This is a genomic window from Pararhizobium sp. DWP1-1-3 (assembly GCF_049896125.1).
Lineage (GTDB): Bacteria > Pseudomonadota > Alphaproteobacteria > Rhizobiales > Rhizobiaceae > Pararhizobium.
In genome coordinates this window covers 411,558-424,879 of sequence record NZ_JAFCTR010000002.1, presented here as the reverse complement: position 1 = coordinate 424,879, position 13,322 = coordinate 411,558, and the positions used below count along the sequence as shown (strand labels likewise).

Here is a 13,322-nt window from a genome sequence, read left to right as displayed (position 1 = left end):
CGATAATTCAATTAAATACAATTGGAAATTATGGAACTTTTAGGGGATGTTGCGGCGGAACCGACGAAATTGCATTTCAAACAGGAGGCAGGAATGGACGCCAAAGTCGAGAATACGGGCAAGTGTCCGGTCATGCACGGGTCGCTCACCAGCAACTCGGGCGAGGGGACATCGAACCGGGAATGGTGGCCGAACCAGCTCAACTTGAAGATTCTGCACCAGAATTCGGCCCTGTCCGACCCGCTGGGCACTGGTTTTGATTATGCCGAGGCATTCAAGACGCTCGATCTTGCCGCAGTCAAGCAGGACATCTTCGCCCTGATGACGGATTCGAAGGATTGGTGGCCGGCCGATTTCGGCCATTACGGTCCCTTCTTCATCCGCATGGCCTGGCACAGCGCCGGCACCTATCGCACCGGCGATGGCCGCGGCGGTGCGTCCTCCGGCACCCAGCGCTTTGCGCCGCTCAACAGCTGGCCGGATAACGTCAATCTCGACAAGGCTCGCCGCCTGCTCTGGCCGATCAAGCAGAAATACGGCACCACGCTGTCCTGGGCCGATCTTCTGGTCCTGGCCGGCAATTGCGCGCTGGAATCGATGGGCTTCAAGACCTTCGGTTTTGCCGGTGGCCGTGCCGATGTCTGGGAGCCGGAAGAAGATATCTATTGGGGTGCGGAACGCACCTGGCTCGACGACAAACGCTATAGCGGCGACCGCGATCTCGAAAACCCTCTGGCAGCTGTGCAAATGGGCCTGATCTACGTCAACCCGGAAGGCCCGAACGGCAATCCGGACCCGCTGGCTTCTGCCCGCGACATCCGCGAAACTTTCGCCCGCATGGCCATGAACGACGAGGAAACCGTTGCTCTCATCGCCGGCGGCCATACCTTCGGCAAGACCCATGGTGCCGGCGACGCCGCCCATGTCGGCCGGGAGCCGGAAGGCGCCGATATCGAGCAACAGGGTCTCGGCTGGGCCAGCAGCTATGGCAGCGGCAAGGGTGGTGACACCATTTCCAGCGGCCTGGAAGTCACCTGGACCTCGACGCCGACGCGCTGGAGCAACAACTTCTTCTGGAACCTCTTCGGCTATGAATGGGAACTGACCAAGAGCCCGGCCGGTGCCCACCAGTGGACCCCGAAGCACGGCATGGGCGCCCGCTCGGTCCCGGATGCTCACGACCCTGAAAAGCGTCATGCACCTGCCATGCTGACCAGCGATCTGGCGCTGCGCTTCGATCCGGCCTACGAGCAGATCTCGCGCCGCTTCTACGAAAATCCGGATCAGTTCGCCGATGCCTTTGCCCGCGCCTGGTTCAAGCTGACCCACCGCGACATGGGTCCGAAGGTGCGTTATCTCGGTCCGGAAGTGCCCAGCGAAGACCTGATCTGGCAGGATCCGATCCCGGCTGTGGATCATCCGCTGATCGATGCGGCCGATATTGCCGACCTCAAGGAAAAGATCCTGGCGTCAGGCTTGACGGTTTCGCAACTGGTCTCGACTGCCTGGGCCTCGGCATCGACCTTCCGCGGTTCCGACAAGCGTGGCGGTGCCAATGGTGCGCGCATCCGTCTTGCTCCGCAAAAGGATTGGCAGGCCAATCAGCCCGAGCAGCTGGCGACGGTTCTCGCCACGCTCGAAGGCATCCAGAGGGCGTTCAACGACGCACACCTGGGCGGCAAGAAAGTATCACTGGCCGATCTGATCGTGCTCGGCGGTGCCGCCGCTGTCGAAAAGGCGGCAAAGAGTGCCGGTCAGGATGTTGCCGTTGCCTTCACGCCCGGCCGCACCGACGCGACGCAGGAACAGACAGACATCGAATCCTTCTCGGTGCTTGAGCCGGTTTCGGACGGTTTCCGCAACTATCAGAAGGCAAGCTTCACGGTATCGGCCGAGGAACTGTTGATCGACAAGGCGCAGCTGCTCACCCTGACGGCTCCGGAAATGACGGTTCTCATCGGCGGCCTTCGGGCGCTGAACGCCAATCATGGGCAGGTCCAGCACGGCGTCTTCACAACGCGCCCCGAAACCCTGAGCAACGACTTCTTCGTCAACCTGCTGGATATGGGTACGGTCTGGAAAGCGGCCTCGCCGGATAAGGACGTTTTCGAAGGACGTGATCGGACAACCGGCGAGCTGAAATGGACCGCCACCCGCACCGATCTCGTCTTCGGCTCGAATTCCCAGCTGCGCGCCTTGGCCGAAGTCTACGGCCAGAACGATGCACAGGGCAAATTCGTCCGTGACTTCGTTGCTGCCTGGAACAAGGTGATGAACGCAGACCGGTTCGATATCGCCTGATCCGGTTTACGGCACGCGATCGACGCCGCAAGGCGGCGGAAGTCAACCATCAAAATTTAAGAAGCCGGGCTCTGAAAAGGGCCCGGTTTGCGTTGCGCGGGCGAGATGAAAGCCGTCTGTCGTTAACCAACCCCTAATTTCCTAGGGGATTCCACCAAAAATGGTCCACTTGACCTATTGGGCATATATTCAAATTATCGTATAAATGCCCGGCAGTGCTTTTTGGGGCTGCGTATGACCAAATTATATTGCAGTCGATTTTTACGGCCGCGTTTTATGGCCGAGTATCAATTAAAGCAGATACAAAAGGGCCGCGCCTCCGCAAGGAGCACGGCCTTTTTGCTGGTCCGGATGCGCTGGCCTTACCAGCCAGGCAGCATATGGCTCTGCCGCAGCCGCGGATAGCGCGGAAAATTCTTCATGTCGCCGTCCAGATCATCGGTGCTTGTCGTCGGCGTGATGTTGTCGAGACAGGCGGTGATGTGGTTGGTGATCGCATTCGACAGCGAGGGCGAGAGACCCGGACGCTTCATGATGCCGATCTGTACCGGAGCCAGCGCGGGAAAGCCGTCCGCCTGGGTCAAAACCTTCATGCCGGTGCGCAACGCCGATTCCGGCAGCACCGAAACGGCCATGCCGGCCAATACAGCAGCGGCCACCACCGTCGAGGACCAGCTGGTAAACAGGATATTGTATTCCTTGCCCGTTGCATCGAGCGCCGAGCAGGCGGCTTGCCGCCAGGCGCAGTCGCGTTTGCCGACGGCAAGCGGTACCGGCGCGTTTTCCGGCAACGGATGGTTGATCGAGCTGACCCAGCAGAGCGGCTCGGTGCGCACGACGTCGGATGCGCGGGCGCGGGGATTATGCGTCACCAGCGCGATGTCGAGTTCACCCTTGGCCATCTTCTCGGCAAGATCCACCGAGGGCTCGCAGACGATGTTGAGCTCGACATTCGGATGGGTCTTGGCAAAACGGACGATGATTTCCGGCATGTAGCGGTCGGCATAGTCGTCCGGCGTGCCGATCCGAAGCGTGCCTTCCAGCCGGTTGTCGTCGAAGGAAGCGATTGCCTCATTGTTGAGGCGGATCATCCGCCGGGCAAAATTGAGCAGCCGGTCGCCCTCGGTCGTCAGCCGGTTGCCACGGCCGTCCTTGGCGAACAGCTGCTTGCCGATGCGCTCTTCCAGCCGGCGCATCTGCATCGAGACAGCTGACTGGGTTTTGAAAACGCGATCCGCAGCCTTGGTGAAGCTACCGGTATCGGCGATGGCAACGAACGTTTGCAGTTGATCGATATCGAGCGGTGCGGACATGGTCCCGGTCCTCAAAAAAGAGCACTCATAAGATTGTTTGATGAATACCATTAGAAACATTCGTTGGACTGATCAATAAGGATTTGCGAATCTGGTCTGGCAAATCGCATTCTGAAAGTTCCCGGCGAGCCACCTGCAAAGCCGGTCCACCATCATGGTTTCGACCCAGCCCCCGCGCCGACCTCCCTGCGGGGATGGGTCGCCCTTGCATAATTTCCAAGATCGAAATCGATCGGGGAAAACCTAGAATGACAGCGACCTTTGCACGTCTGAACGACGTGCGGCGCTGACGTGCCCTGAAAAAGGAGTAAGCATCATGCGCACGACCGACCACGCACTTGACCTCACCCTAACCGGGAAGCTGTCCGCGACATCCCGCCAGACGGGGTTGATGGGCGTGCTGATGTCGGTATGGCGCCAGCTGCGAAGCCGAAATTCCATCGGGCGGCTGCGCGATCTCGATGATCATCAGCTGCTCGACATGGGGCTTTGCCGCCACGAAGTACGCGAGGCGCTGACATCGTCCTTTTTCGAGGATCCGGGCCGTCAACTGACACAGGCATCCCGCAATCGGGCGAACACGTTTTACCGGAATGCGCGTCTCGATTGATCCGCGCATTGGCTACGCGGGGCTCAAGGCCGGAAGGTCCCGCTAAGCAGTTCAAGAGTTTTGTTGCGTGCCTCAGACGTTGAAAAACGTTGCACGCAACAGGGACGCGCAGCCGCCTCTGCGCGTTACCGTTCCCCGCAGGGTTAGAGCCAATTGCCCTGCTGCTTGCCCGGTGCCCGGTCCCCAAGACCCGGTACCGGGCTTTTTCTTTTCCGGGTCTGGTGAGAGAATGGGTGGGTTGGGCGAAACTCTCAGGGCGAGTTTGCGGGCGCCATCTCCTGTCGCGATCTGCGGATAGCGCGCGTACCTCCTGCTTACTTCTTAAGGCTGATGGAACATTAGGTAGGCTCAACGTATTGTAGCTACACCACTTCCTCCCGCAAGGAGTTTTGCAGTGAACAATGCCGACACAAGTAAATGGAATTTCGACAATGATGGGAAGATGAAGACCCATGGTTTGGTCGAATGGGGCGTCGCATCGGTCCTGGGGCAGATCGTATTGCGCGTAGGCTATGTCCGCTCGCAGCGCGAACACGAAATCTACCACGACACGGATCAGGCCCCGCATCAGATTCAAGTGTCGATCTCGGCCGCTGCAGCACGGGAATTGTCGGTACAGTTATCCCACTATGCCGAGGGTTTGGACCTTCAACTTCCAGCAGAGTGACGTTCAAGCCGTGGTGTTCTTCCGGTAGGTATCGAACAACCCGTCGATATTCTTCTGGTATTCCTTCTGCGCTTCCAGCCCGCTGTCGAACATGCTGTTGAACATCTCCGTGAACGGCGCCATCGGATTGGAATCGGCGGGCTTTTTTTCCGGCTCCGGAGCGGCCGCCGCTTGCGGCCTTGCGCTCATCATGTCCTGAAAAGCCTTCACAAAAGGATTGGCGGCAAACATATCCGGTGCGGATTGCTGTTTTTCCTCAGGCTTGGCCATGCCGAAGAAGCCCTGCATCGCCTGCGTGAAGGGATTGTCGAAGGGATTGGGTGCTGGCTGCGGCTTCTTGGTAAAGCCGGATGCTTCCAGCCACGGCTTCATCATCGCTTCCATCGGCGTATTGGCGAAGGGATTTGCCATTCCCCCCATCGGGCTGCCCATCTGTCCGGATGCCTGCTTGAACAGTCCGCCCATGATCGCACTCGCCACCACCGGCAGCATCTGCTTGTAGATGTCCTGGCCGATGCCTGTTATCTGCGCTGCCTGCGCCGAGACGGCCTGAAGCATGTCCTTGGAGCCGAAAAGCTGGTTGAGAATAGTGTTGCCGTCAGCCAATCCCTGCGGCGTGAAGGCCTTGTTCATGTCCTCGAAATACTGGGCGTAATTGCCGTTCGACATGGCAGCGAGGAAGGTGCTGAAATCATAGGGATTGGCAGTGTTGCGCTTCAGCGCGGTGGAAAAGGCCGGCATCAAAGCCGCCGTCGCCTTGGCCATCTGTTCCTGGGCGAGGCCGAACTGCTTGGCCATCACATCCATGGCGTTGCCATTCTGCGCCTGCATCATCATATCAAAAAGCGGGATCATCTTTTCGTCCTCTCCAGCAGGCAGCGCAACGCATGTGTCTGCACTATAACGGCAAAAACCCGCGAGAACACCGCTTTTTGTTAGCCGGGACAATGCCGTCCATGCGGGGATAATTTCACGCTCCACAACGTTCGGGTGTTCGCCTATCCTCGGCATTGCCGAAGCTGAGAGCGGAACCGCATGAAACGTCCCATGATCGAAATCATCCCCGAAAATGCCAGCCCGCAGGATGCAGCAGCCATCCTTGCCGTGCTGGAGCAGCATGCAGCGCTCCATATCGGTGCCATCGAGGAGAAGCCGGATTTCGCCATTCTGCTGCGCGATCCGGACACGCAGGCCGTCGTCGGCGGTCTCTATGGCATGGATGGCTTCGGCTGGGCCTTCGTCAAATATCTGGCTGTCCCCGATGCGTATCGCGGCCAAGGGCTGGGCTCGCGCCTGCTTGCGGAAGCAGAAGCGATTGCGCGTGCCCGCGGCTATATCGGCGTCTGGCTGGATACGTTCGAGTTCCAGGCGCGGCCGTTCTATGAGAAGCTCGGCTATAGCGTATTCGGCGAGCTTGAAGGCGCGCCGAACGCGATCCCGCGTTATTTCCTGAAGAAGAGCTTTTAGCGCTTAATATTGATAATCGGTAAACACCGGCTCGACCGAACCATTCCAGCGGCCGTTGTAGAGCGCCAGCAGATCCTCGGCGAGCGTCGCTTTCTTGGCCAGCACTTCGTCGAGCGGGGCGAGGAAGATGCTCTCGTCGACCTCGTCGCCGTTCAGCCGGTTGCGGTTTTTCAGCCCGAGGCGCGAAATCGACAGCACTTCGCGGGCAATGTCGAACAGGGACGTACCGCGATGCGTCGCCGAAAGGCCCTGTACCGGAACCGCATTGCGCATGGCAAGCGTGTCTTCATAGGTCCAGTCGCGGGTCAGGTCTTCGGCGGCGTCAAGCGCCGCGCCGTCGTAGAGCAGGCCGACCCAGAAGGCCGGCAGCGCGCAGATGCGGCGCCACGGGCCGCCATCGGCGCCGCGCATTTCGAGGAAGCGCTTGAGGCGCACATCCGGGAATAACGTCGAGAGATGGTTGGTCCAGTCGCCCATATTGGGCTCCCAGTCGGCAAGCTCGCCCTTCATCGCGCCGTTCATGAACTGGCGGAAGGTGACATGCGTGCAGTCATGATACCTGCCGTCGCGAACGACGAAATACATCGGCACGTCGAGCGCCCATTTGACATAGTCCTCGAAGCCGAAATCGGCATTGAAAACCGCAGGCAGCACGCCGGCACGCTGATTGTCGGTGTCGCGCCAGATATCGCCGCGCCAGGAGAGCAGGCCGTTCGGCTTGCCGTCGGTAAACGGAGAGCTGGCAAACAGCGCCGTCGACAGCGGTTGCAGCTTCAGCGACACCTGCATCTTGCGGCGCATGTCCTGTTCGGACGAAAAGTCGAGGTTCACCTGGATCGTACAGGTGCGATACATCATGTCGAGGCCCTGCGTGCCGACCTTCGGCATGTAGCGGCTCATGATGTCGTACCGCGATTTTGGCATGCGCGGCGTTTCCGCCAGCGTCCATTTCGGGCTCCCGCCGATGCCGAGAAAGCGGATGCCGAGCGGCTCGGCGATCTCGCGCAGATCGGCCAGATGGCGGTTGGATTCCTTGCAGGTCTGGTGCAGGTTTTCGAGCGGCGCGCCGGACAATTCGAACTGGCCGCCGGGCTCCAGCGAAATCGCGCCCTGGCCGGAAGGTTCGGCGAGGCCGATGATATTGCCGGCGTCGACGATCGGCTCCCAGCCGCTTTTCTGCGCCATGCCGTTCAAGAGTGCCGAGATGCTGGCCTCACCGGAATAGGGAACCGGGCTGTTGTCTGCCTTGAAGAAGGCAAATTTCTCGTGCTCCGTACCAATGCGGAATTTGTCCTCCGGCTTGTTGCCCTCTGCCAGATATTCGGTCAGGTCTGCAACGGAGGTAACCGGCGTCTGGTCGGTGGTGTCTCTGGCCATGGGCGTCTTCTTTTGAACGGGCTGGACCTGCCGGACGGCAGACATCAGGAGGGTGATTGAACCGGTTTCAGGTGTGGTGCAAGTGAAATTGTTTCAAGGCCGGATCAAATTTTCAACACCTCGAAACGGCTTGAATTCCTCAGTTTCTATTGCCAGTCGCCGATCGACGCCTGGATCACCGCCATCGCTGCCACAGCCGCCGTATCCGCCCGCAGGATTCGTGGTCCAAGCGGGATGGCCGTGACGAAATCGAGACTGCGCAGCAAAGACCGTTCGCTATCCGAAAAACCACCTTCTGGACCGATCAGCAGCGCCAATTTGCGTTCCTTCACCGCAGCCAGAACCGGCAGCGGATTTTGCCCGCTATCGCCCTCGTCGCAAAAGATGATCCGGCGATCGCCGGGCCAGCCGCTGAGAATATCTTCCAGCCTGCGCGGCTCGGCAACCTCGGGGATGCCGAGAACGCCGCACTGTTCGGCCGCCTCGACGACATTGGCGCGGACCCGGTCGAGATTGCTGATCTTGCCCTGCACATGCTGGGTCATCACCGGCTGCAACAGGCCGGCGCCCATTTCCACGGCCTTCTGCACGAGATAATCGAGCCTGCCGACTTTCAGCGGCGCAAACAGATAGTGCAGATCGCACGGCGCCGGTTGTGGGCGGGCCTGTTCGGTCGCCGTCAGGAAAAGCCGCTTCTTGGTCGGAAATGAAAGTTCCGCCTGCCATTCGCCGTCACGGCCGTTGAAGACGAGCACGGCGTCGCCCGCTTCGAAGCGCAGCACATTGACGAGATAGTTGAATTGCTCCCGCGAGACTTCGTAGATCGTCCCCTTTACCAGCGTCACGTCGATGAAAAGCCGCTGCATGCGGAAGTTGGCGCGCATAGATCAGTCCTTAGATGAAGAGTACCGCGAAAACCATGTAGACCGCCGCCGACAACAGTGCGGAGATGGGAACGGTGATAACCCAGGCGGCGATGATTGTCATGAAATGCGACCGCCGCACCAGTCGGCGCCGGTGCGATTCTTCCGGACTGTGCTGGACGCGCCGTTCGAAGTCCAGATGCCCGGTTTTCTGACGCACATATTCCAGCCGCCGCTTCGAGTTGCGGGTGTACCATTCGCGAAAGAAGCCGATGCCGAAGACAGCGCCGACGGCGGTGTGCGTGGTCGAGACGGGCAGGCCGAGCGAGGTGGCGATGATGACGGTGATCGCCGTTGCCAGGGCCACGCAATAGGCGCGCATCGGATTGAGCTTGGTGATCTCCTCACCGACGACGCGGATGAGTTTGGGGCCGAACAAAAGCAGGCCGCAGGAAATGCCGAAGGCCCCGATCAGCATCACCCAAAGCGGCACATAGGTCGTTTGCGCGATCGCAAGGCCGTTGACGTTGGCAACGATCGCCGCAAGCGGGCCTACTGCATTCGACACGTCATTGGCGCCGTGGGCAAACGAGAGCAGTGCTGCCGACAGGATCAGCGGCATCTGAAACAGCTTGCGCAGCGACTGGTTGCGGTTGTCGAGCCCCTGGGCCTGGCGCACGATCCAGGGCTTGGCGGCGATAATGGTCATCACCGCCACCGCCAGCCCGATCAGGATACCCCGGGTCATGCCGATATGAGCCACTTTCTCGATGCCGATCACGGCGAAATAGGTGGCGAACGATCCCGTCATGACGGCGAGCAGGATCGGCGTCCAGAAGACTGCCGCCTTGATCTTGTCTTCACGGTAGATGATGAAGGTCTTGATGAAAGCCAGAAGCAGCGCGGCTATGCCGCCGCCGAGCAGAGGCGACACCGTCCAACTCGCCGTTATGCCCGCAAGCGATCCCCAGTGGATCGAGGAAAATCCGGCCGCCGCAACGCCGGATCCGAGAATGCCGCCGACGATCGAGTGGGTGGTCGAAATCGGTGCGCCAGACCAGGTGGCGATGTTGATCCATACCGCGGCCGAAATCAGGGCGGCCATCATCACCCAGACGAAGGCCTCGCCGGAAGGCATCTGGGCCGCATCGACAATGCCCGCCTCGATCGTCGAAACGACGCGTCCCCCGGCAAACACGGCGCCGGCGATCTCGAAGACGGCGGCAATGATCAACGCCGTGGTCATGGTGATCGCCTTGGATCCCACGGCAGCGCCGACATTGTTGGTCACGTCATTGGCGCCGATGTTCATCGCCATGTAGCCGGCCACGGCTGCGGCGGCGAGAATGATCAGATACTTGGGCTCTTCGGAGACATAGACAGCCGCAAAAATCACGCTGACCAGCATGAACAAAAGCCCGAGGCCGACACCGGCCCACGGCCGCAACACATGGTGCGTTGCTTCCTCCGTCAGGGTCACCTTGTCCAGGTATTTGTCGAGGGTCGGCTTTTCGAGGCTCGGGCGCGGTTTTGTCACCGTCTGTTCTCCAATTCAGTCTGCCAACCCTGAGATTTGGGTAAGCACCGGCCGGCGCCGCAGGATCGGGGAAGCCTCGCGTCGTTCTATCCATTTATATCAGCGTTTATCGCGTCACGGCCTTCTGAGCCGGGTTCATCGTGCCAAGCAGCCGCTGTTCGAAGCTCAGGATGAGATCCTTGAGCATCGGTTCGGCCACCCGCTTGGCACCTTCCTGAAAGCTCACCCATTCCATCTTCCGGCTGCCTTTTTCCGGAAAGCTTTTGAGCATATCCAGAACGACCAGCGGATAGACCTGAACCATGCACTGCACCTTCAGCCCCTGATCCATGCCCTTGTCGTACATATAGAAGCCGATCCGTTCGGCGCCGGTTTCACCCTTGACGCCGGCTTCTTCATACGCCTCGCGTTCGGCAGCCTGATGGCACATCTTGCCTTCCATCGGCCAGCCCTTGGGGATGACCCAGCGGCCGGTGTCGCGGCTGGTGATCAGAAGCATCTCGGGTGCCGCGCTTTTCTTCTTGAACCGGTAGCAGAGAGCAGCACACTGCATTCGCACCGGACGGCGGAACATCAGGCGTACGTCAGTGACAATGCGATTCAGAATATTCAACGTCGGGGCATCCTTTCAAAAAACGAATCATTTTCAGCCTGCAATATCGCTTAAATATGCTCGCTTTATGCGGCCTGTAAACGCGCAGATTTGGTGAAGCACATATAGTTATCGCGGCGTACCGTATGAAGGGCGCAGCAACGCGAAAGACGGGCAATTTAATGAGATTGCGCCAGAAAAATGTGCCTGTAGCGGCTTTATAGAGCATGTTTGCGGCATTGGCGAGACAAGAGCGCCTATTTGTCCGGGGGCATGTCTTTTCTCCGCCGCCGATAACGCTCAGACGCCAGCCTGCCTGTCGCGCTGCTGCATTCTCAGCTGCGATATGCGGGCCCATTCGCCGGAGCGTTCGGCATCCCGTGTGGCGGTGATGATGAAGTCGATATGGGTTTGGGCGGCTTCACGCGCCTGCGCCGGGTTTCCCGCCATGATCGCCTCATAGATCGCCTCGTGCTGGGCAAGCAGCATGTCGCCGGCACCCGGTGCTGCAAACAGCACCTCGCGGCTGAAGAAGATGCCGCCGCTCAAAAGCCGGTAACAGGCGCGCAGAGTGTGCAACAGGATGATGTTATGGGCGCATTCGCCGATGGCGCTGTGCAGTTCGACATCGGTCTTCAGCCCGCCCTCGGCCGAGCCGGACAGATGCGCCGCCCGCATCTCGTCCATGATGCGCGTCAGCATGTCCCGGTCGAAACGGGTGGCGCGGCGTGCGGCCAGCTCCGCCGTCATGCCCTCCAGTTCGCGGCGATATTCGAGATAATCCTGGGTCGCCTTCTGGTGGCGCGAGATCAGGTCGATCACCGGCTTGGAAAACACCTGGCCGATGACATCGGCGACAAACGTGCCGCCGCCGTGATGGCTGACCAGCAGCCCACGTGCCTCCAGCTCCTTCAGCGCCTCGCGCAGGATCGGCCGCGAAACGTCGAAACGGCGCGACAGGTCCCGTTCGCTCGGCAGCCGTTCGCTGTCGCGCAGAACGCCTTCGAGGATCAGGAGTTCGATCTGCTGGATGATTTCGCCGGAGGTCCGGCTGTGCGGGATGCGGGCAAAGGCATCGATGGTGTCGTCTGTCACGGCAGCTCTCCTTGATGCCAACTTAGTCACCCCGTTGAAAGTGGTCAATTTCTTTAGCCACTTTATAAAGTCAACCAATTTAAGCCTGGGCCGAAACAAACGCAGGCCTGCGTCAAAGCGTCCTTTCCCTTTTGCTCATCCTGTTGATAAGACAGTTCTGATTGATGCGTGAGAGGGGAAAACGCTTCATGGCCAAACGCAGTTTCGCATTTCCATCGGCTCCGGCCCGCGCCCAGGCGCTGGGCGAGATCCATGCGCGTCCATATGCGCTGGTGACGTCGCCGCGCGTCATTTTCCAGCTCGCCTTCATGACCGATGGCGGGGCTGCCGTCGATCACGCGGTTCTTTCCGAACTGTCGCGCGCCCGGGGCGTCTCGCCACCCAGCCGCGAGGCCAGCCATCATGCGCTGTCCTGGGGGCAGGGCACGCTACGCTGGGAACGCCACACCGAATTCTCGACCTATTTCTGGGACGGCGTCATTCCCGACCAGTTTGGCGGCGATGTCACCACCCATCCCTTCGGCGATGGCTTTTCGCCGCCGGGAACGCTGATCTCCGGCATACGGCTGGAAATCCGCCCGGATTCGGAGGAAACGCGCGCGGCGATGAGCGCGTTCGATCCGACCAGCCTCTGTTACAGCGATATCAAGAACGGCCAGTCGGTGGTGCTGACCGATTTTCGCCAGAACGGCGACGGCCTGACGCAGATCCTCGTCATCGACCGCGGCATGACCGAGGCCGGAACCGGTGCGCTCGTCCAGCGGCTGCTCGATATCGAAACCTATCGCACGCTGGCGATGCTCGGCCTGCCGCTGGCGCAATCGCTCTCGCCGGATATCCGCCGGATCGAGGACGGGCTGACCGGCGTCACCCAGCGGATGCGCACCAGCGCCCGCGAAAAGGCCGACGAGATGCTGGCCGAAATCACCCTTCTGGCCGCCGAACTCGAAGCCGGAGCGGCGCTGAGCCTCTATCGTTTCGGCGCCAGCCGCGCCTATTACGGCATCGTTCAGGAGCGCATCCGCTCGCTGATCGAAACCGGCGTGCCGGGCTATGAAACGCTCGGAACCTTCCTGGAGCGGCGGCTCGCCCCGGCTATGCGCACCTGCCAGTCGGTGGAAGAGCGCCAGGCCAACCTATCGCGAAAACTCACCCGTGCTACGGCGCTTCTCAGAAGCTGGGTGGATGTCGAGCTTGAGCGCCAAAACAGCGTGCTGCTCAATTCGATGGACCGCCGTGCCAAGCTGCAGCTGCGCCTGCAGCAGACGGTCGAAGGCCTCTCGGTTGCCGCGATCTCCTATTATGTCGTCGGCCTGTTCGGTTATATCGCCAAGGCTCTGGAAAGCGAGGGCATTCCGATCAAGTCGAGCGTGCTGACCGGCTTCTTCGTGCCGGTCGCCGTTCTCGCCATGTGGCTGGTCGTCAGGCGCATCCGCAAGCACCATGCTGACGAGGACCGCGAAAGTCTTTAAGCCTTGGGGATATTCGAAACGAATCGAC

The 13,322-nt window shown here is 60.2% G+C and carries 12 protein-coding genes; 5 read left to right on the top strand and 7 right to left on the bottom strand.

Features of this window, described 5'->3' with window-relative positions:
* The first annotated feature begins 93 nt into the window (after positions 1 to 93).
* Positions 94 to 2,301 (top strand): catalase/peroxidase HPI, encoded by a 2,208-nt coding sequence (gene katG / locus ACP7BS_RS06620; protein WP_426237093.1) that lies wholly within the window; start codon positions 94 to 96, stop codon positions 2,299 to 2,301.
* A gap of 362 nt (positions 2,302 to 2,663) precedes the next feature.
* Here katG and ACP7BS_RS06615 read toward each other — a convergent pair whose 3' ends face one another.
* Positions 2,664 to 3,614 (bottom strand): LysR substrate-binding domain-containing protein, encoded by a 951-nt coding sequence (locus ACP7BS_RS06615; protein ID WP_060504715.1) that lies wholly within the window; start codon positions 3,612 to 3,614, stop codon positions 2,664 to 2,666.
* Positions 3,615 to 3,930: 316 nt separating this feature from the next.
* On the opposite strand from ACP7BS_RS06615, the gene ACP7BS_RS06610 reads away from it, so the two are divergent.
* Entirely contained in the window at positions 3,931 to 4,224 is a 294-nt protein-coding gene (locus ACP7BS_RS06610) for a DUF1127 domain-containing protein (RefSeq protein WP_426237092.1), read from the top strand.
* A gap of 394 nt (positions 4,225 to 4,618) precedes the next feature.
* Positions 4,619 to 4,891, top strand: coding sequence for a hypothetical protein (locus tag ACP7BS_RS06605; protein ID WP_426228981.1), 273 nt, complete (start codon positions 4,619 to 4,621; stop codon positions 4,889 to 4,891).
* Between the two features lie 3 nt (positions 4,892 to 4,894).
* Here the strand turns inward: ACP7BS_RS06605 and ACP7BS_RS06600 are convergent, their stop codons facing one another.
* The gene (locus tag ACP7BS_RS06600; RefSeq protein WP_426237090.1) at positions 4,895 to 5,746 is read right to left on the bottom strand and encodes a DUF937 domain-containing protein; all 852 of its coding nucleotides are present in this window, start codon (positions 5,744 to 5,746) and stop codon (positions 4,895 to 4,897) included.
* Positions 5,747 to 5,938: 192 nt separating this feature from the next.
* On the opposite strand from ACP7BS_RS06600, the gene ACP7BS_RS06595 reads away from it, so the two are divergent.
* Positions 5,939 to 6,358 carry a GNAT family N-acetyltransferase gene (locus tag ACP7BS_RS06595; protein WP_426237087.1) on the top strand — a complete coding sequence of 140 codons (420 nt, stop codon included), beginning with the start codon at positions 5,939 to 5,941 and terminating at the stop codon, positions 6,356 to 6,358.
* Positions 6,359 to 6,361: 3 nt separating this feature from the next.
* Here the strand turns inward: ACP7BS_RS06595 and ACP7BS_RS06590 are convergent, their stop codons facing one another.
* The 5 genes from ACP7BS_RS06590 to ACP7BS_RS06570 all read right to left on the bottom strand — a co-directional run bounded on the left by ACP7BS_RS06590 (position 6,362) and on the right by ACP7BS_RS06570 (position 11,822).
* Positions 6,362 to 7,735 carry a glutamate--cysteine ligase gene (locus ACP7BS_RS06590; RefSeq protein ID WP_426237085.1) on the bottom strand — a complete coding sequence of 458 codons (1,374 nt, stop codon included), beginning with the start codon at positions 7,733 to 7,735 and terminating at the stop codon, positions 6,362 to 6,364.
* A gap of 146 nt (positions 7,736 to 7,881) precedes the next feature.
* Positions 7,882 to 8,619 carry a 16S rRNA (uracil(1498)-N(3))-methyltransferase gene (locus ACP7BS_RS06585; RefSeq protein ID WP_426237083.1) on the bottom strand — a complete coding sequence of 246 codons (738 nt, stop codon included), beginning with the start codon at positions 8,617 to 8,619 and terminating at the stop codon, positions 7,882 to 7,884.
* A gap of 10 nt (positions 8,620 to 8,629) precedes the next feature.
* Positions 8,630 to 10,135 carry an inorganic phosphate transporter gene (locus tag ACP7BS_RS06580; RefSeq protein ID WP_426237082.1) on the bottom strand — a complete coding sequence of 502 codons (1,506 nt, stop codon included), beginning with the start codon at positions 10,133 to 10,135 and terminating at the stop codon, positions 8,630 to 8,632.
* Between the two features lie 106 nt (positions 10,136 to 10,241).
* Positions 10,242 to 10,748 carry an NUDIX hydrolase gene (locus ACP7BS_RS06575; protein ID WP_426228975.1) on the bottom strand — a complete coding sequence of 169 codons (507 nt, stop codon included), beginning with the start codon at positions 10,746 to 10,748 and terminating at the stop codon, positions 10,242 to 10,244.
* A 279-nt stretch (positions 10,749 to 11,027) separates the two neighbouring features.
* Positions 11,028 to 11,822: a FadR/GntR family transcriptional regulator gene (locus ACP7BS_RS06570; RefSeq protein ID WP_426237080.1), complete on the bottom strand. Its 795-nt coding sequence runs from the start codon at positions 11,820 to 11,822 to the stop codon at positions 11,028 to 11,030.
* A 188-nt stretch (positions 11,823 to 12,010) separates the two neighbouring features.
* Here ACP7BS_RS06570 and ACP7BS_RS06565 point away from each other — a divergent pair, with 188 nt between their 5' ends.
* Positions 12,011 to 13,294, top strand: a complete 1,284-nt coding sequence (locus ACP7BS_RS06565) for a DUF3422 family protein (RefSeq protein WP_426237078.1) — start codon at positions 12,011 to 12,013, stop codon at positions 13,292 to 13,294.
* Positions 13,295 to 13,322 lie beyond the last annotated feature (28 nt).

Excerpts from the sequence above, each read along its gene's own strand:
- ACP7BS_RS06595 (WP_426237087.1), top strand. The coding sequence starts at position 5,939 with ATGATCGAAATCATCCCCGAAAATGCCAGCCCGCAGGATGCAGCAGCC.
- ACP7BS_RS06600 (WP_426237090.1), bottom strand. The coding sequence starts at position 5,746 with ATGATCCCGCTTTTTGATATGATGATGCAGGCGCAGAATGGCAACGCC.
- ACP7BS_RS06585 (WP_426237083.1), bottom strand. The coding sequence starts at position 8,619 with ATGCGCGCCAACTTCCGCATGCAGCGGCTTTTCATCGACGTGACGCTG.
- ACP7BS_RS06610 (WP_426237092.1), top strand. The coding sequence starts at position 3,931 with ATGCGCACGACCGACCACGCACTTGACCTCACCCTAACCGGGAAGCTG.
- ACP7BS_RS06590 (WP_426237085.1), bottom strand. The coding sequence starts at position 7,735 with ATGGCCAGAGACACCACCGACCAGACGCCGGTTACCTCCGTTGCAGAC.
- katG (WP_426237093.1), top strand. The coding sequence starts at position 94 with ATGGACGCCAAAGTCGAGAATACGGGCAAGTGTCCGGTCATGCACGGG.
- ACP7BS_RS06565 (WP_426237078.1), top strand. The coding sequence starts at position 12,011 with ATGGCCAAACGCAGTTTCGCATTTCCATCGGCTCCGGCCCGCGCCCAG.
- ACP7BS_RS06615 (WP_060504715.1), bottom strand. The coding sequence starts at position 3,614 with ATGTCCGCACCGCTCGATATCGATCAACTGCAAACGTTCGTTGCCATC.